Source organism: Pseudomonas cichorii (genome assembly GCF_019719005.1).
Taxonomy (GTDB): domain Bacteria; phylum Pseudomonadota; class Gammaproteobacteria; order Pseudomonadales; family Pseudomonadaceae; genus Aquipseudomonas; species Aquipseudomonas cichorii_E.
The window spans coordinates 59565-75037 of record NZ_JAIGPJ010000010.1 but is presented as its reverse complement, the minus strand read 5'-3'; the positions used below and the strand labels follow the sequence as shown (position 1 = coordinate 75037).

21 protein-coding genes are annotated in these 15473 nt (G+C 58.3%); 9 read left to right on the top strand and 12 right to left on the bottom strand.

Annotated elements, in window-relative coordinates; genetic code table 11:
• Positions 1–142 precede the first annotated feature (142 nt).
• Positions 143–1066, top strand: coding sequence for a LysR family transcriptional regulator (locus tag K5D32_RS10255; protein ID WP_221575355.1), 924 nt, complete (start codon positions 143–145; stop codon positions 1064–1066).
• Here the strand turns inward: K5D32_RS10255 and K5D32_RS10250 are convergent.
• The 6 genes from K5D32_RS10250 to trpB form a co-directional block, all read right to left on the bottom strand.
• A complete protein-coding gene (locus K5D32_RS10250) occupies positions 983–1300 on the bottom strand; it encodes an AzlD domain-containing protein (RefSeq protein ID WP_074569063.1) in 318 nt (105 codons plus the stop codon). The two genes, K5D32_RS10255 and K5D32_RS10250, sit on opposite strands and share 84 nt — an antisense overlap.
• Positions 1279–1968: an AzlC family ABC transporter permease gene (locus K5D32_RS10245; protein WP_221575508.1), complete on the bottom strand. Its 690-nt coding sequence runs from the start codon at positions 1966–1968 to the stop codon at positions 1279–1281. Before K5D32_RS10245 ends, K5D32_RS10250 begins: the two co-directional genes overlap by 22 nt.
• 23 nt (positions 1969–1991) lie before the next feature.
• Positions 1992–2369 carry an N-acetyltransferase gene (locus K5D32_RS10240; RefSeq protein WP_221575507.1) on the bottom strand — a complete coding sequence of 126 codons (378 nt, stop codon included), beginning with the start codon at positions 2367–2369 and terminating at the stop codon, positions 1992–1994.
• A gap of 61 nt (positions 2370–2430) precedes the next feature.
• The gene (locus tag K5D32_RS10235) at positions 2431–3177 is read right to left on the bottom strand and encodes a 2OG-Fe dioxygenase family protein (RefSeq protein ID WP_221575354.1); all 747 of its coding nucleotides are present in this window, start codon (positions 3175–3177) and stop codon (positions 2431–2433) included.
• Positions 3178–3412: 235 nt separating this feature from the next.
• The gene (trpA, locus tag K5D32_RS10230) at positions 3413–4225 is read right to left on the bottom strand and encodes a tryptophan synthase subunit alpha (RefSeq protein ID WP_221600161.1); all 813 of its coding nucleotides are present in this window, start codon (positions 4223–4225) and stop codon (positions 3413–3415) included.
• Positions 4222–5451: a tryptophan synthase subunit beta gene (gene trpB, locus K5D32_RS10225; protein ID WP_221600159.1), complete on the bottom strand. Its 1230-nt coding sequence runs from the start codon at positions 5449–5451 to the stop codon at positions 4222–4224. Before trpB ends, trpA begins: the two co-directional genes overlap by 4 nt.
• A 128-nt stretch (positions 5452–5579) precedes the next feature.
• Between trpB and K5D32_RS10220 the strand changes: the two genes are divergently transcribed.
• Positions 5580–6488 carry a LysR family transcriptional regulator gene (locus tag K5D32_RS10220; protein ID WP_221600157.1) on the top strand — a complete coding sequence of 303 codons (909 nt, stop codon included), beginning with the start codon at positions 5580–5582 and terminating at the stop codon, positions 6486–6488.
• Here K5D32_RS10220 and K5D32_RS10215 read toward each other — a convergent pair whose 3' ends face one another.
• On the bottom strand, positions 6489–6815 hold the full coding sequence (locus K5D32_RS10215; protein WP_025257845.1) for a YqjD family protein: 327 nt from the start codon (positions 6813–6815) through the stop codon (positions 6489–6491). It abuts the gene before it with no gap.
• Positions 6816–6981: 166 nt separating this feature from the next.
• On the opposite strand from K5D32_RS10215, the gene K5D32_RS10210 reads away from it, so the two are divergent.
• On the top strand, positions 6982–7197 hold the full coding sequence (locus K5D32_RS10210; protein ID WP_221575350.1) for a dodecin: 216 nt from the start codon (positions 6982–6984) through the stop codon (positions 7195–7197).
• Between the two features lie 143 nt (positions 7198–7340).
• Complete coding sequence (locus K5D32_RS10205; RefSeq protein WP_221575349.1) at positions 7341–7565, top strand: DUF1161 domain-containing protein; 225 nt, start codon at positions 7341–7343, stop codon at positions 7563–7565.
• A 108-nt stretch (positions 7566–7673) separates the two neighbouring features.
• Here K5D32_RS10205 and K5D32_RS10200 read toward each other — a convergent pair whose 3' ends face one another.
• Positions 7674–8675, bottom strand: a complete 1002-nt coding sequence (locus tag K5D32_RS10200) for an LLM class flavin-dependent oxidoreductase (RefSeq protein WP_221600155.1) — start codon at positions 8673–8675, stop codon at positions 7674–7676.
• A gap of 198 nt (positions 8676–8873) precedes the next feature.
• On the opposite strand from K5D32_RS10200, the gene K5D32_RS10195 reads away from it, so the two are divergent.
• Together K5D32_RS10195 and K5D32_RS10190 are read left to right on the top strand one after the other, a co-directional pair.
• Positions 8874–9305, top strand: a complete 432-nt coding sequence (locus K5D32_RS10195) for an OsmC family protein (protein WP_221592968.1) — start codon at positions 8874–8876, stop codon at positions 9303–9305.
• A gap of 143 nt (positions 9306–9448) precedes the next feature.
• Positions 9449–9682, top strand: coding sequence for a DUF1161 domain-containing protein (locus K5D32_RS10190; protein WP_025257840.1), 234 nt, complete (start codon positions 9449–9451; stop codon positions 9680–9682).
• Here K5D32_RS10190 and K5D32_RS10185 read toward each other — a convergent pair whose 3' ends face one another.
• Complete coding sequence (locus K5D32_RS10185) at positions 9683–10096, bottom strand: hypothetical protein (RefSeq protein WP_221600153.1); 414 nt, start codon at positions 10094–10096, stop codon at positions 9683–9685.
• 93 nt (positions 10097–10189) lie between these two features.
• Here K5D32_RS10185 and K5D32_RS10180 point away from each other — a divergent pair, with 93 nt between their 5' ends.
• Positions 10190–11254: an aminopeptidase gene (locus K5D32_RS10180; RefSeq protein WP_221600151.1), complete on the top strand. Its 1065-nt coding sequence runs from the start codon at positions 10190–10192 to the stop codon at positions 11252–11254.
• Between the two features lie 27 nt (positions 11255–11281).
• Here K5D32_RS10180 and K5D32_RS10175 read toward each other — a convergent pair whose 3' ends face one another.
• Together K5D32_RS10175 and K5D32_RS10170 are read right to left on the bottom strand one after the other, a co-directional pair.
• Positions 11282–11929, bottom strand: a complete 648-nt coding sequence (locus K5D32_RS10175; RefSeq protein WP_221575344.1) for an HAD family hydrolase — start codon at positions 11927–11929, stop codon at positions 11282–11284.
• Positions 11930–11971: 42 nt separating this feature from the next.
• A complete protein-coding gene (locus K5D32_RS10170) occupies positions 11972–12517 on the bottom strand; it encodes a gamma carbonic anhydrase family protein (protein ID WP_025257836.1) in 546 nt (181 codons plus the stop codon).
• A 112-nt stretch (positions 12518–12629) separates the two neighbouring features.
• On the opposite strand from K5D32_RS10170, the gene prlC reads away from it, so the two are divergent.
• Positions 12630–14681, top strand: coding sequence for an oligopeptidase A (prlC, locus tag K5D32_RS10165; protein ID WP_308125022.1), 2052 nt, complete (start codon positions 12630–12632; stop codon positions 14679–14681).
• A complete protein-coding gene (locus K5D32_RS10160; RefSeq protein WP_200986376.1) occupies positions 14678–14965 on the top strand; it encodes a YheV family putative zinc ribbon protein in 288 nt (95 codons plus the stop codon). The genes prlC and K5D32_RS10160 overlap by 4 nt, the downstream gene beginning before the upstream one ends.
• Before the next feature lie 63 nt (positions 14966–15028).
• Here the strand turns inward: K5D32_RS10160 and K5D32_RS10155 are convergent, their stop codons facing one another.
• Positions 15029–15367 carry a hypothetical protein gene (locus K5D32_RS10155; protein WP_221600149.1) on the bottom strand — a complete coding sequence of 113 codons (339 nt, stop codon included), beginning with the start codon at positions 15365–15367 and terminating at the stop codon, positions 15029–15031.
• Positions 15368–15473 lie beyond the last annotated feature (106 nt).

Here is a 15473-nt window from a genome sequence, read left to right as displayed (position 1 = left end):
CTGTGTATAACCTGCTCCGCTATAAGCAGTGAAGATGTTCCAGGTCATGGAAGGGTGACTTCCACTTCATGCAAATGGCTTCAGCAGTGGTTTGTCGGTAATGTTTGAATCCAATAGCGCTATCCCGTGGAGATGTCATCACATGGACATTCGCACTCTGAAAAATCTCATGCAAGTCGCCCAGTGCGGCTCCCTGACCGCAGCTTCCGAACTCTGCTGCCTCAGTGTCCAGGCCTTGGCCGCGCAGTTGAACAAGGTCGAAGCGCAGTTTGGCTTCAAGCTTTTCAAGCGCTCCAACAAGGGCCTGACCCTGACCAGTGCGGGTCAGGAACTTGAACCCTACATGGAACAGGTGCTGGAAGCTTCCCGGCAACTGGACAACAAGGTTGCCGCGCTCAATGTGTCGTCCTCGCGGATCCTGCGGGTTGCGCTCAACAGCACCTTGTCGAGTGAGGTCAACCGCTGCATCGTGGCGCGCATGATCGAGGCCTTCGACGATTGCCAGCTGGAGTTCAGCTACGCCGAGTCGGTGGAGAACCTGAGCAAGCTCAATCACGAGAGCTTCGACATGGCCGTGCTGATCGGGCCGCAATCCATCAGACCCAGCGTTCTGCTGCCCTTCGTGCAAGTCCAGGTGGTGGGCGTGCATTGCGGGCCGAAAGATACGCCGCTGTCTTCGCTCAACGAAAAGCTCCAGGTTCGTCCCAGCAGCAGTTGCCCGTACTCCGACAGCTTCCAGCGCTTCATTGCCGGTGGCACGCCCAAGAAAGGCAAGCCGCCCAGCATTGTGTACTCGGGCAGCGAAACGCTGACGCTCTCCCTGATCAGGCAGCTGGACGGCATTGGCCTGGTTTCCAGAAGCGTTGCCGAACACAGCGGCCTGACCATCGTGCCCGGCTTCGAAGACTCGCTGGAAGTGCATCTGGTGGTGAACAATTCGAGCCTGTCATGCCAAGCCCTGAATTACGTGGTCCACACAGCATTACAGGACAGCGCTGATAGCAATGTAGGCCGCCACACCCAGCGCCACACTGAGAAACAGATTCCTGCTCAGGTATGCGCATAACAACGTAGGGATCGCGGCAAGAAACTCGGGACGATCCAGTTGCAGTTGCTGGTTCTTGATCAGCAGCGGCGTTACGGTAATGGCGGCAACGATTGCCACAGGCAGGTACTCCAGCGCCTTGGCGATAAAGTCCGGCCAGTGTTCGGTATTGACCTGCAACGGCAGTGTGCGTGGCAACAGCGTGACGGCGACCATCGCCGCCACCGCCAGAATCAGGAACGTTTGTTCAGGCATAGTCCGGCTCCGCAACCCAGAAGTGTGGCGATAAATACGTTAAAGGCAGAATCGCCCAGCAGGCTGAGCCCGCCCATGGCAACCACGGCCACCAGTGCCGCAATGAGCTTCTTGCGGGTATCGCACAGCGAAACCAGCACATACAGCATCATGGCGCTCAGGGCGTAGTCGAGTTTGTAGCTCACCAGATGAGCCGCATATTGCGCGCACAGGGCACCGATCAGGCCACCGGCCACCCACGCGGTGTGGCAATAGAGGTTGAAACCGATCAGGTAGCGGGCCGTAACCGGCTTGTCCTTGCCGAGCCGCACACTATGGAAGGCAAACGACTCGTCGGTCAGTTGCGCGCCATAGCAGAAGCGCTCCAGGCGACTCAGCTTCAGGGTGCGCAAGGCCTTGGCCATGTACACCGACATCAGCATGTGCCGGGCATTGATCAGGAACGTCGTGAGGATGATGGTCGGCAGCGAAGCTCCCGCGCTCATCAGCGCCAGGGCGGCGAACTGCGAAGCACCGGCATACACGAACAGACACATCGCGACCGGCAGCCAGAGCGGAAAGCCTGCGTTGATCGCCATGAGCCCGAACACGAAGGCCACGGCAAAGTAGCCGGCCACGACCGGGCTGGCTTCGGCGAATGCACTGGATTTCTGCTTGGGAACCGGCATGGTTTGATCGATCGATAGCTTGCTCAAAGGTCTTTCTCGCAAGTGATTTCGCCTTTGGGCTCATGAAAACCCAGGCTATTCCAGAAATTGCGCCCCACCAGATTGTCGCCGTCGACGAACAGGAACATGCGTCTCACGTTGAGGCGTTTCATATCTGCGGTGGCAGCATCCACCAGACACTGCCCGACGCCCTGGCCACGATACTCGGGGCTGACCGCCAGATGATTGATGGTCCCGCGAGTCCCCAGCACCCCACCTATAACCGCACCAACGACATCACCTTTGGCATCCTTTGCCAGATAGGCGATGGTGGTTTCGCGGGTCAGGATCCGCTGCAGGCATTTGGTGTCCTGCCACTGGCAGAACGCGACTTCTTTGAAAGAGCGGAAGAAGCTCTCCAGCAACGCGGCATCCTGATAAGTCGCTCGCTTGAGAAGGGCTATTTCTGCGGGTTCGAGATTTTCAGCGAACAATGTCAAAAGGCGTCCCCGGCAAGGAAAATGAAATAGCCATGATCTGACGATAGGCCATTTTGTGCGGGTCGCGATTGCTCGCAGGCGTTACGTAATGGCGCATTTCCCGGTCCAGGAAGAACGTGGTGTCCAGCACTTCATCGTAGGTGAGTGCCGCCAGTTGTTCTTCCTGGGTGTTGTACAGCCGGCTCTGGGCGCCCTCGACGTTCTGCTTGCCCCAGAAATGCACGCCGCTGAAAGGATAACCATCGCAATGGATGCCTTCGGGCGTGATTTCCAGCGTCTTGCCCGGTTTGATCTCGATACGGATCTGATGGATCTGGCATTGCCAGACCTTGTTGTGCAGCTCTGGCGGAAGAACGTGCTTATAGACTTCGAAATCCAGGTCTATAAGGCTGCGCACGACCGGCGAAGCGATGACTTCTTCGGAAAAGTCCTGAAAATGCCGCTCCATGCCGCCAACGTAGCGGTTATGTTCGGTGGACTGGACATAAGCTCGATGCTCGAGTTGGCGCAGGTCGCGAGTGACTGGGTTGTATTCAAAGTCGCTATAGCGGCGAAACCGCATGCCTGAATCGGCCTGCCCGTAGTACTTGTCTTCCTCCATGTTCTCCCAGCTCTTGGTGAGCCGGATGAAATCGGCGAAATGACCGTACAGACTAAAATCGCTGCCTAGAACATTTGCAAACTTGTCACGTTGTAGCGAGTGGCCAACTTCCTTGTTCAAGACAAGCATTTTCAGGGTCCTTTTCTACGGTGAGCGCCTAATTTAGACGTCACGGCAGATAGTTCCATGAAAAAGAATTTCAGGCATATCAAGCCCTGATTGATGCCCCTGAAGGGCTGCCGTCACCAGCAGGCAGCCCGTTTCGCATGTGTTACTGAATCAATTCAGTACGCGATCGAGAATAGCGTAGACGATGCCTGTGCCCGCTGCGATCAAGAGCCTCTGTGCAGCAGAAATTTCATCTTCAGCCATTACGGGCATTGCGTACGCCATCGGCAAGGGCAGCACACAGGCTCAAGACGCCATCTACAGCTTCGTCAGACGATTTGGCCTTAGCGATCTTGTCCACCAGTGCAGAACCGACCACCACGCCATCGGCCAGACGCGCGATAGCGGCGGCCTGTTCCGGCGTACGGATGCCGAAACCGACACTGATCGGCAGGCTGGTATGGCGACGCAGGCGTGCAATGGCTTCGGTGACGTGCTCGGTGGTGGCCGAACCGGCACCGGTCACACCAGCCACGGACACGTAATAGACGAAACCTGAGCTGCGCTCCAGTACACGTGGCAGACGCGCGTCATCGGTGGTTGGCGTGGTCAGGCGAATGAAATCGATACCCGACGCCTGGGCAGGCGTAGCCAGCTCGGCGTCGTGCTCGGGCGGCAGGTCGACGATGATCAGCCCGTCCACACCGGCATCCTTGGCAGCCGCAACAAAAGCGTCCACACCAAAGCGATGAATCGGGTTGTAGTAACCCATCAGCACGATAGGCGTGGTCTGGTCTTCGACACGGAACTCGCTGACCATCTGCAGGGTTTTCAGCAGGGTCTGGCCAGCGTCCAGGGCACGCAGGGTCGCCAGTTGAATCGCGACACCGTCGGCCATCGGATCGGTGAAGGGCATGCCCAGCTCGATCACGTCGGCGCCAGCCGCTGGCAGCCCTTTGAGGACTTTCAGGGAAGTGTCATAGCCAGGATCGCCAGCGGTGATGAAAGTCACCAGTGCCGCACGGCCTTCGGTTTTCAGCTGGGCGAAACGTTGCTCAAGACGGCTCATACCGACTTCTCCTGGTTCTGTTCAGCAGCGGCCATGTGGCTCATTACGGTTTGCATGTCTTTGTCACCGCGACCGGAGAAGCACACGACCATCAGATGGTCACTGCTCAGGGTAGGGGCACGCTTGATGGCTTCAGCCAGGGCGTGGGCGGTTTCCAGTGCCGGAATGATGCCTTCGAGTCGGCAGCATTGATGGAAAGCCTGCAAGGCCTCTTCGTCGGTGATGTTGACGTACTCGGCGCGCTTCACTTCATGCAGGTAAGCGTGCTCGGGACCGATGCCCGGGTAGTCCAGGCCGGCGGAAATCGAGTGAGCATCAGCGATCTGGCCGTCTTCGTTCTGCAGCAGGTAAGTGCGGTTGCCGTGCAATACGCCGGGAACCCCGCCGTTGAGGCTGGCTGCGTGCTTGTCGGTGCCGATGCCGTGACCACCGGCCTCGACGCCAATGATTTGCACGCTGGCATCATCGAGGAACGGATGGAACAGGCCCATGGCGTTGGAACCACCGCCCACGCAAGCCACCAGACTGTCCGGCAGACGTCCTTCCTTCTCGTGCATCTGGGCCTTGGTTTCCTTGCCGATGATGGACTGGAAGTCACGGACCATCGCCGGATACGGGTGTGGACCCGCCACGGTGCCGATCAGGTAGAAAGTGTCTTCGACGTTGGTCACCCAGTCGCGCAGGGCTTCGTTCATGGCGTCTTTCAGGGTGCCGGTGCCGGAAGTGACAGGCACGATCTCGGCCCCTAGAAGCTTCATGCGGAACACGTTGGCCTGCTGACGCTCGATGTCGGTTGCGCCCATGTAGATCACGCAAGGCAGGCCGAAGCGGGCGGCGACTGTGGCCGTGGCAACGCCGTGCATGCCTGCGCCGGTTTCCGCGATCAGACGCTTCTTGCCCATGCGCTTGGCCAGCAGGATCTGGCCGATGCAGTTGTTGATCTTGTGCGCGCCGGTGTGGTTCAGCTCTTCACGCTTGAAGTAGATCTTGGCGCCACCGCAGGCCTCGGTCAGGCGCTCGGCGAAATACAGCGGGTTCGGGCGGCCGACATAGTCGCGCTGGAAGTAGGCCAGTTGCTCGGCGAACTCAGGGTCGGCCTTGGCGGCTTCGTACTCGCGGTTCAGGTCAAGCACCAGCGGCATGAGGGTTTCAGCCACGTAGCGGCCACCAAATGAGCCGAACAGGCCGTTGGCATCAGGGCCGCTGCGATAGTTGGTCTGGGTCATGGGGGCTCCAGTTGCAGTCTTGGGCGAATGGGTTGAGCCGGATCGGCAATGGGCTCACTTTAACCAGCGCACGCCCGGATGAAAACCGATAAGATCGCCGCAACCTGTCAGGAAAACTCACAGATACCATGAGCCGCGACCTTCCTCCCCTCAATGCCTTGCGCGCTTTCGAAGCCACCGCCCGCCTGGGCAGCGTCAGTCAGGCAGCGGAACAGCTGCACGTGACCCACGGCGCGGTCAGCCGCCAGTTGAAAACGCTGGAGGAACACTTGGGCGTCAGCCTGTTCAGCAAAGACGGGCGCGGCCTGAAACTCACAGATGCAGGTGTACGTTTGCGCGATGTCAGCGGTGAGGCTTTCGACCGCCTGCGCGATGTATGCGCCGAGCTGAGCCAGGGCAGCGCGGATGCTCCGTTCGTGCTGGGCTGCTCCGGCAGCCTGCTGGCGCGCTGGTTTATCCCGCGACTGGGGCGTCTGAATGCCGAGTTGCCGGACCTGCGCTTGCACCTTTCGGCAGGCGAGGGCGATCTGGACCCGCGCAGGCCTGGTCTGGATGCATTGCTGGTCTTTGCCGAGCCGCCATGGCCGGCAGACATGCAGGTTTTCGAGCTGGCCAGCGAACGTATCGGCCCGGTAATGAGCCCGCGCTTCACACGTTTTGAAGCATTGCGACAAGCACCTGCCAAGGCGCTATTGAGCGAGTCGCTGTTGCAGACCACATCACGCCCGCAAGCATGGCCAAGCTGGGCGCAGCACAACGGGATCGATCCGCAGGCGCTGCGTTACGGTCAGGGTTTCGAGCATTTGTATTATTTGCTGGAGGCAGCAGTGGCAGGACTGGGCATTGCCATTGCGCCCGAGCCGCTGGTCACGGATGACCTGCGGGCCGGGCGCCTGGCGGCACCCTGGGGTTTCAGCGAAACCCCGGCACGACTTGCACTCTGGGTGCCCCGACGCGCTGCAGACGGTCGGGCGCAGCAGTTGGCTCAATGGTTGAAAAACGAGCTGGAGCGCTCCATCGAGCCGATCAGAAAATGATCATTCGCCGCGTTTGATCAACAGGTAGGCAGCAAGCAGGCCTATAGCCCCGACTGCAACACCCGCGGTCGTCCAGGGATGTTCCTGGGCATAGTCACGCGTGGCAATTGCGTTTTCACGAGTCTTGACCTTCACGTCCTCGTAGAGATCGCTGAGCAGATGACGCGAATGGCTCAACGCATTTTCAGCATTGGCCTTGAGGCTTTTCAGCGTCTTGCGCGATTCCTCGGAAGCATCACCTTTGAGGCTTTCCAAAGACTTGAGAAGGCTCTCGATCTCCGCTTCCATGCTTTGCAACGAGGCTTTACGAAGTGAATTGCTAGCCATGGTATTTCTCCTGCTGTGGTGAGTAGGTGTGTTGTTTCCGACTCCAGGCTTTTTGGAAAGTGCGATGGTATTTGTGCAAAGTGCTGAACTTTTCTCTGCCTTTTCCTGACAGAACCTTTAAGCGCCGCCATTGCTGCGCCTCTGAAGGCTACCAAGGAGAACTGCCATGAGTGATCACCGTACCTACAAGAAGATCGAGCTGGTTGGCTCGTCTACCACCAGTATTGAAGACGCCATCAACAATGCGATTGCAGAAGCCGGCAAGAGCCTTCAGTACCTGGAGTGGTTCGAAGTGACCGAAACCCGCGGGCACATCGAAAACGGCAAGGTTGCGCACTATCAGGTCACCCTCAAAGTGGGCTTTCGCATTGCCGATAGCTGACAGGTCCTGAAGCTTTTAACTGGCCGTTTGCCATAAATTCCGCTACAGATAGAGACCGCTGCCGCGCATCACTGCGTGGCAGTTGCCATTGCGCGCTTCATTTTGGAGTGCCTGGAATTTGTCAACACGAGGGAGTGTCATTGATGAAGAAGTTTCTATTGGTAGCGGCCTTGCTGAGCTTTGCAGGAACCACCATGGCGGCGGGCAAAAATTGCGAAGAACTGAAAGCGCAGATTGACGCAAAACTCCAGTCGCTCAATGTCAAATCCTACACCCTGACAATCATCCCGACAGAAGAGGTGAAGGATCAGAAAGTCGTCGGTTCCTGCGATTGGGGCAGACACAAGCTCATCTACACCCGCAACTGATCCGGGTCCGCTCCTGCACATACCGCGCAGGAGCGAATTCATTCGCGAACAATCACCTGCACCGCCTTCCCGGATAAATCCGGTCCCACATCAGGCTGTGCGGTGTATTTATCCCTGCGCAACCTGCGCCAGAATTTCATACGAGCGCAAACGATCTTCGTGCTCGTACATGTCGCAGGTGAAGATCAATTCATCGGCATCGGTCTGTTCCAGCAGCACATCCAGCTTGGCGCGGATCTTTTCCGGGCCGCCCACCATCGCCAGCCCCAGAAAGCTCGCCACAGCCTCTCGCTCATGAGGCAACCACAGTTTGTCCATGGATTCGACCGGTGGACGCTGCACCAGACTGTGCCCGCGCATCAGCGCCAGAATACGCTGGTAGACCGACGTCGCCAGGTACTCGGCACGCTCGTCGGTGTCGGCGGCAGACAACGGCACACCCAGCATCACATAAGGCTTGTCGAGCACTTCGGAAGGCTGGAAATGATTGCGATAGACGCGAACCGCCTCATGCATGTAGCGCGGTGCGAAATGTGAGGCAAAGGCATAAGGCAGCCCGCGCATCCCGGCCAGTTGCGCGCTGAACAGGCTCGACCCCAGCAACCAGATCGGCACATTGGTGCCTGAGCCCGGCACAGCGATCACTTTTTGATCAGAAGTGCGTGGGCCCAGGTAAGCCATCAGCTCGGTGACGTCATCAGGGAAATCATCGGCGCTGCCGGAGCGCTCGCGCCGCAGTGCCCGGGCCGTCATCTGGTCCGAGCCCGGTGCGCGCCCCAGGCCCAGGTCAATACGACCGGGATAGAGGCTGGCCAGGGTGCCGAACTGCTCGGCAATCACCAGGGGAGCATGGTTGGGCAGCATGACTCCGCCAGCCCCCACGCGAATCGTCGACGTGCCGCCCGCCAGGTAGGCCAGCAATACGGAAGTCGCCGAACTCGCGATGCCGTCCATGTTGTGGTGCTCGGCAACCCAGAAGCGGTTGTAGCCCAGCTTCTCGACATGCTGAGCCAGGTTCAGGGAATTGCGCAGTGAGTCTGCAGGACCTTTGTCCTGGCGCACAGGCACCAGGTCCAGGGTGGAAATCTTTACATCCGACAAACGTTTCATAGGCCGCTGCTTCTCCTCGAAATGTGTTGGGCTGAGCCCATGATGAAACAGCAGTGCGGGCGCAAGCGCTGCTTTTCAATGGCCAGCCCAAAAAAGACCTACTAAAACACTAGGGCTTATACGTTGAACTTTCCAAGGCCGTCTATCCTCAGAAACTTGGTTACGGCTGGAACATTACCGATTTAATCAGGAGGCACCATGAGCATCGTCAAGAAAGCATCCGCCCATTGGGAAGGTGATCTGAAGAGCGGCATCGGCAGTATCTCCACCGAAACAGGCGTGCTGCGCGAAGCGCCTTACGGTTTCAAGGCCCGTTTCGAGGGCGGCAAGGGCACCAACCCGGAAGAACTGATCGGCGCGGCCCATGCCGGCTGTTTCTCCATGGCCCTGTCGATGATCCTCGGGAACGCGGGCTTCACCGCTGAAAGCATCGATACTCAGGCTGAAGTGACGCTGGATCAGGACAGCGACGGATTTTCCATCACAGCCGTGCATCTGGTGCTCAAGGCCAAAGTGCCCAACGCAAGCCAGCAGCAGTTCGAGGAACTGACCACAAAAGCCAAAGAAGGCTGCCCGGTTTCCAAGGTGCTGAATGCCAGGATCACTCTGGATGCCACACTGCTCGGTTGATCGATAGCGTGACGCCAAAGGCCCGTACAACAAGGTTGTGCGGGTCATTTTTTTGCACATCAGAACCAGATGCGGGGCCGGACGGTCGTATGAAGGACTACAGCACAGGCAAGGTTCTGTGCGTCTTATCGAAGGAATCGGCCATGAAACGTTTTGCTTTGACTATCAGCTGCATCCTGCTGACGACCAGCGCACTGGCTGCGCCAAAATCCTGCGAAGAACTCAAGGACGAGATCGAGGCCAAGATCCAGGCCAACAACGTCACGTCCTACACGCTGGAAATTGTCCCCAACGCTGAAGTCCACGACCAGAACATGGTGGTGGGGAGCTGCGACAACGGCACCCAGAAAATCATCTACCAGAGAAACGACAGCTGATCAGATGCAGTGGATATCACCCTGCTCGGCAACAACCTTGCGCTCGGCGTCGAAAAGCCTGGCCGTAATGTCGTTGGCCAGGATGCGGGCTTCGATCACGTAACGCTGCCCGGCGGCAAAGTGGTCGTATTCGATATCGATGAAACACGTGATATCGGTGTAGTCGTCACTGATCAGGCCCAATCCGCCGGAGCGATATTCATAGTCGAAACGGATCTGTAGCTCATGACGGCCGGGCGTGACCTGAAAGTACCGGCCATCCTCGGTATTCTTGCCATCAAGCTTGTCCGCCATCACCAGCCTGCCGGTCATGGTGCGCATATCGACCCAGGCCATGTTCGGGTCGACGGCCGGTAAAGGCGTAGTACACCCGACAAGGGTGCCGAGGGCGAGAGTCAAAGCTATCAGGCGCATATCAGGCTCCGCAGATGAGTGGATGACGATGATAGTTGCGTAACACCCTGCTGTCCTGCATAACGCGCTCTATCCCTGTATTGAAGGCCGTGTATGCCACGACTCGATGTTTTACGTCTCTGGCGCAGCTTGCCGATAGCGACGATGGTTTTGCTCTGTGGATGCTCCAGCCTCTCGTACTACGGCCAGCTGGCCAGTGGTCAGTTGCATCTGTTGCAGGCGCGAGAGCCCGTCGAGGACATCATCGCCGACCCCGGCCGCGACCCGAAACTGCGTCAGCGCCTGGCATACGCCCAGCAGGCCCGCACCTTCGCCAGCGCACACCTGCATCTGCCGGACAACAAGAGCTATCGCCTGTACGCCGATCTGGGCCGGCCTTATGTGGTATGGAACGTCTTCGCCACCGATGAGTTCTCGCTGGACCCCGTCACCCATTGCTTTCCGATTGCCGGTTGCGTGGCCTATCGCGGTTATTACGGCCTGGGCGGCGCACGTGGCGAGGCAGCCTTGCAGCGTCAGGCCGGCAAGGATGTGTACATGAGCGGCGTGGAGGCATATTCGACCCTTGGCTGGTTCAACGATCCGATCCTCAGCTCCATGCTGGGCTGGGGCGACGAACGATTGGCAACGCTGATCTTTCACGAACTGGCGCATCAGCGCTTTTATGTGAAGGACGACACCGAGTTCAACGAATCCTACGCCAGCTTCGTGGAACAGGAAGGCACGCGCCAGTGGCGTGCAGAGCGGGGTCTGGCACCGGAAAACGTTTCGCAATCCACACGCCGGGATCAGTTCATTCGCTTGGTGCTCGATACCCGGGAACGGCTCAAGGCGCTGTATCGTCAGCCGCTGACAACCGAGGTCATGCGCGAGCGCAAAGCCGCCGAATTCGAGCGTTTGCGCCGTGAATACCGGCAGGTGCGTGACGAGCAGTGGGGCGGCGACAAACGCTTCGACGGGTGGATCAATTCACCGATGAACAACGCCAAACTATTGCCCTTCGGGCTGTACGACCAATGGGTGCCAGCCTTTACGGCGCTATACAAGCAAGTGAAGGGTGATTGGGTGGGGTTCTTCGATGCAGTGGAGAAGCTGGGAGAATTGCCTGTGGCGCAGCGCAAGGCCAGATTGCAGGAGCCCAGCGACTTTCGCGAATGAATTCGCACACCGCTCGTAGGAGCGAATTCATTCGCGAAAAGCCCCATGCATCTCAGCCATGGTCACAAAATGATAGGTCGGCGATTGCGCCGTCAGTTCTTCATGGCTGCCAAAACCATACCCCACGGCTGCCACGTCCAGCCCGTTACGCGAACCGCCGATCAGGTCGTGTTTGCGGTCGCCGATCATCAAGGTCTGGCTTGGGTCCAGGCTTTCCTGCTCCAGCAGATGAGCGATCAGTTCCACTTTATCGGTGCGGGTGCCATCCAGCTCACTGCCGTAAATCACTTTGAAATACTTGGCAAAGTCGAAGTGCCGGGCGATTTCACGGGCGAACACCCAGGGTTTCGACGTCGCGATATACAGCGTACGACCCTGACCCGCCAAGGCTTCCAGCAACTCGGGCACGCCATCGAATACCTGGTTTTCATAAAGCCCGGTCACCTTGAAGCGCTCGCGGTAGAAACCTACGGCTTCCCAGGCACGGGCTTCGTCCATGTCATAAAACTGCATGAACGCCTGCAATAGCGGTGGGCCGATGAAGTGTTCCAGTTTGGTGATATCCGGCTCGTCGATCCCCAGTTTTGCCAGTGCAAACTGGATTGAGCGAGTTATCCCCAGGCGCGGGTCGGTCAGTGTGCCGTCGAGATCGAACAGGATGTTTTGGTAATGCATGTGTTCTCGCCAATCAATGCGTAAAAAAGACCTGTGGATAACTCAGGGCTGGTCGTAACCTTCAGCCAGATGCTGATCCTTGAGCTTCACGTAATTGCTCGCACTATAAGGGAAAAAGGCAATTTCCTTTTCAGTCAGAGGCCGGGCCTGCTTGACTGGACGCCCCACATACAGAAACCCGCTTTCCAGCACTTTACCGGGCGGCACCAGGCTGCCAGCGCCGATGATGACCTCATCCTCGACCACTGCGCCATCCATGATGGTGGTGCCCATGCCGATCAGAATACGGTTGCCGATGGTGCAGCCATGCAGCATCGCCTTGTGGCCGATGGTCACCTCGTCACCAATCAGTAATGGAAAGCCGTCAGGGTTGAACGGCCCGGCGTGGGTGATGTGCAACACACTGCCGTCCTGCACGCTGGTGCGGGCACCGATGCGGATGCGATGCATGTCGCCACGGATCACGGTCAGTGGCCAGACGGAGCTGTCTGCACCGATCTCGACATCGCCGATCACCACGGCCGAATGATCGACGAACGCTCGCTCGCCAAGGGCTGGGGTGTGGTCCTGGAACTTGCGAATGGCCACGATAGACTCCTTCTTTACGGGTGATAGAGGCGCGATGCAGGTTTGAGTGCTGCGGTCGGCGTCGATTGTAATTAAGATGCGTGAGTGTTTCTTCCAGCCAAGGTGCAAAACCGTGAGCGCGAACAACCCTCTTCTGCAATCGTACGACCTGCCTCCTTTCTCGGCGATCCGTGCCGAGCACGTAAAACCTGCCATCGAGCAGATCCTGGCCGATAACCGCGCCGCGATTGCCGACATTCTTGCCAAACAGGGTTCGACCCCCACCTGGGCCGGCCTGATACTGGCGATGGATGAATTGAATGACCGCCTGGGAGCCGCCTGGAGCCCGGTCAGCCATCTGAATGCCGTCTGCAACAGCGCCGAACTGCGCGAAGCCTACGAGTCGTGCCTGCCTGCATTGAGCGCCTACTCTACCGAAATGGGCCAGAACCGCGAGCTGTTCCAGGCCTATGAAGCCCTGGCCAACAGCCCGGAGGCGGCCAACTTCGACGTTGGCCAGAAGACTATCCTGGAACAGTCCCTGCGTGACTTCCGCCTTTCGGGCATCGACCTGCCGCCCGAGCAGCAGAAGCGTTATGCCGAAGTGCAGAGCAAGCTGTCGGAGCTGGGCAGCCAGTTCTCCAACCAGTTGCTCGACGCCACCCAGGCCTGGACCAAACTGGTCACTGACGAATCCGCCCTCGCGGGTCTGACCGATTCGGCCAAGCAACAGATGGCTGCCGCCGCCAAGGCCAAGGATCTGGAAGGTTTCCTGATTACTCTGGAATTCCCGAGCTATTACGCGGTAATGACCTACGCCGAAGACCGCGCCCTGCGCGAAGAAGTCTACGCGGCCTACTGCACACGCGCCTCGGACCAAGGCCCGAATGCCGGCAAGAACGACAACGGCCCGGTCATGGAGCAGATCCTCGACCTGCGTCAGGAACTGGCACAACTGCTGGGCTTCGCCAGCTTCTCCGAACTGAGCCTGGCGACCAAGATGGCCGAGTCCAGCGATCAGGTGCTGAGCTTCCTGCGGGATCTGGCCAAGCGCAGCAAGCCTTTTGCCGAACAGGACCTCAAGCAGCTCAAGGCGTATGCCGCCGAACAGGGTTGCCCGGATCTGCAAAGCTGGGACAGCGGTTTCTATGGCGAAAAACTGCGCGAACAGCGCTACAGCGTTTCCCAGGAAATCCTGCGCGCCTACTTCCCGATCGACAAAGTGCTGAGCGGCCTGTTCGCAATCGTCCAGCGCCTGTACGGCATTGAAATCGCCGAACAGAAAGGCTTCGACACCTGGCACCCGGATGTTCGCCTGTTTGAAATCAAGGAAAACGGCCAGCACGTCGGGCGCTTCTTCTTCGATCTGTATGCCCGCGCCAACAAGCGTGGCGGTGCCTGGATGGATGGCGCTCGTGACCGTCGTCGTACCGCCGAAGGCCGTCTGCAGAATCCTGTGGCGAATCTGGTGTGCAACTTCACGCCAGCGGTCGGTGGCAAGCCTGCGCTGCTGACTCACGATGAAGTCACCACGCTGTTCCACGAATTCGGTCATGGCCTGCATCACCTGCTGACCCGCGTCGAGCACGCGGGTGTTTCGGGCATCAACGGCGTGGCGTGGGATGCGGTCGAGTTGCCAAGCCAGTTCATGGAAAACTGGTGCTGGGAGCCTGAAGGCCTGGCCCTGATTTCCGGTCACTACGAGAGCGGCGAAGCGCTACCTCAGGACCTGCTGGAAAAAATGCTCGCTGCCAAGAACTTCCAGTCAGGCCTGATGATGGTCCGCCAACTGGAGTTCTCGCTGTTCGACTTCGAGCTGCATGCCACCCATGGTGACGGTCGTGGCGTGCTGGATGTGCTTGAAGGCATCCGCGATGAAGTCTCGGTGATGCGTCCGCCTGCCTACAACCGCTTCCCGAACAGCTTCGCGCATATCTTCGCGGGCGGTTATGCAGCCGGTTACTACAGCTACAAATGGGCCGAAGTGTTGTCCGCCGATGCGTTCTCCCGATTCGAGGAAGACGGTGTACTCAACGCCGAAACAGGTCGTGCCTTCCGCGAAGCCATCCTGGCCCGTGGCGGCTCCCAGGCGCCGATGGTGTTGTTCGTCGACTTCCGCGGACGCGAGCCTTCGATTGACGCACTCTTGCGTCACAGTGGCTTGAGTGAGGAAGCGGCAGCATGACCGATACACCGGTAGTCATTACCAAGAAACGCTTTATCGCCGGGGCTGTCTGCCCGGCGTGCAGCGAGCCCGACAAGCTGAAGATGTGGAGCGAAGACGACGTTCCCCATCGTGAATGCGTGGGTTGCGGCTACAGCGATACGCTCAATGAACAGGGCCTGTCGATTCCCAAAGAACTGGGAACACGGGTCAACAAGGCGACGCCAAAACCGGCGGATCCAAAGGTTCAGGGCGTGCAGTTCTTCCCGAATCCGAAGCTGAAGAAGCCCGTCGATCCGAGTTGAATGCCTGATGACGAAACGGGAAGCACCTGTCAGGTGCTTCCCGCGTCATGAGTTCATCTGGGCTTACTCAAAGTGAATCTTTATAAAGGCCTGTGCCAGATCGATGAGGACTTGATCGTCCTCGTCTGTATGGCCGACATTGCCATCCACATCCGACTTTCCGGAAACATTATCAAAACGGCCATCCTTACTGGATGAGGAAACGTAAGCCAGGTACCTGAGGACGGCTACATACTTATCTTTTTCTTTCTCCTGCGCTTGAGCTCCTGGCATTGAAGCGGGAGCGGGAGCGGGAGCGGGTACTTCTTCTACTTTCTCATACTCATAAAACTCAACCACTATCTCAGGACTCTGGTCATTCTCAAAGTCTTCTCTGGATAGCCGAAGCTCATACTTAGCCATCACTCACCTCACTGATTGATATAGGGCATTCATTACCTGGGTGTAACACCTGGCCTCTGCCTCTGGACTCAGTATCACTCTCTTTACAGACACTTATCCTTGAAGG

Bases quoted from the DNA above. Each gene is read 5' to 3' on its own strand.
- K5D32_RS10255 (WP_221575355.1), top strand. From the start codon at position 143: ATGGACATTCGCACTCTGAAAAATCTCATGCAAGTCGCCCAGTGCGGC.
- K5D32_RS10250 (WP_074569063.1), bottom strand. From the start codon at position 1,300: ATGCCTGAACAAACGTTCCTGATTCTGGCGGTGGCGGCGATGGTCGCC.
- K5D32_RS10245 (WP_221575508.1), bottom strand. From the start codon at position 1,968: ATGCCGGTTCCCAAGCAGAAATCCAGTGCATTCGCCGAAGCCAGCCCG.
- K5D32_RS10235 (WP_221575354.1), bottom strand. From the start codon at position 3,177: ATGCTTGTCTTGAACAAGGAAGTTGGCCACTCGCTACAACGTGACAAG.
- trpA (WP_221600161.1), bottom strand. From the start codon at position 4,225: ATGAGCCGTCTTGAGCAACGTTTCGCCCAGCTGAAAACCGAAGGCCGT.
- trpB (WP_221600159.1), bottom strand. From the start codon at position 5,451: ATGACCCAGACCAACTATCGCAGCGGCCCTGATGCCAACGGCCTGTTC.
- K5D32_RS10220 (WP_221600157.1), top strand. From the start codon at position 5,580: ATGAGCCGCGACCTTCCTCCCCTCAATGCCTTGCGCGCTTTCGAAGCC.
- K5D32_RS10215 (WP_025257845.1), bottom strand. From the start codon at position 6,815: ATGGCTAGCAATTCACTTCGTAAAGCCTCGTTGCAAAGCATGGAAGCG.
- K5D32_RS10210 (WP_221575350.1), top strand. From the start codon at position 6,982: ATGAGTGATCACCGTACCTACAAGAAGATCGAGCTGGTTGGCTCGTCT.
- K5D32_RS10205 (WP_221575349.1), top strand. From the start codon at position 7,341: ATGAAGAAGTTTCTATTGGTAGCGGCCTTGCTGAGCTTTGCAGGAACC.
- K5D32_RS10200 (WP_221600155.1), bottom strand. From the start codon at position 8,675: ATGAAACGTTTGTCGGATGTAAAGATTTCCACCCTGGACCTGGTGCCT.
- K5D32_RS10195 (WP_221592968.1), top strand. From the start codon at position 8,874: ATGAGCATCGTCAAGAAAGCATCCGCCCATTGGGAAGGTGATCTGAAG.
- K5D32_RS10190 (WP_025257840.1), top strand. From the start codon at position 9,449: ATGAAACGTTTTGCTTTGACTATCAGCTGCATCCTGCTGACGACCAGC.
- K5D32_RS10185 (WP_221600153.1), bottom strand. From the start codon at position 10,096: ATGCGCCTGATAGCTTTGACTCTCGCCCTCGGCACCCTTGTCGGGTGT.
- K5D32_RS10180 (WP_221600151.1), top strand. From the start codon at position 10,190: ATGCCACGACTCGATGTTTTACGTCTCTGGCGCAGCTTGCCGATAGCG.
- K5D32_RS10175 (WP_221575344.1), bottom strand. From the start codon at position 11,929: ATGCATTACCAAAACATCCTGTTCGATCTCGACGGCACACTGACCGAC.
- K5D32_RS10160 (WP_200986376.1), top strand. From the start codon at position 14,678: ATGACCGATACACCGGTAGTCATTACCAAGAAACGCTTTATCGCCGGG.
- K5D32_RS10155 (WP_221600149.1), bottom strand. From the start codon at position 15,367: ATGGCTAAGTATGAGCTTCGGCTATCCAGAGAAGACTTTGAGAATGAC.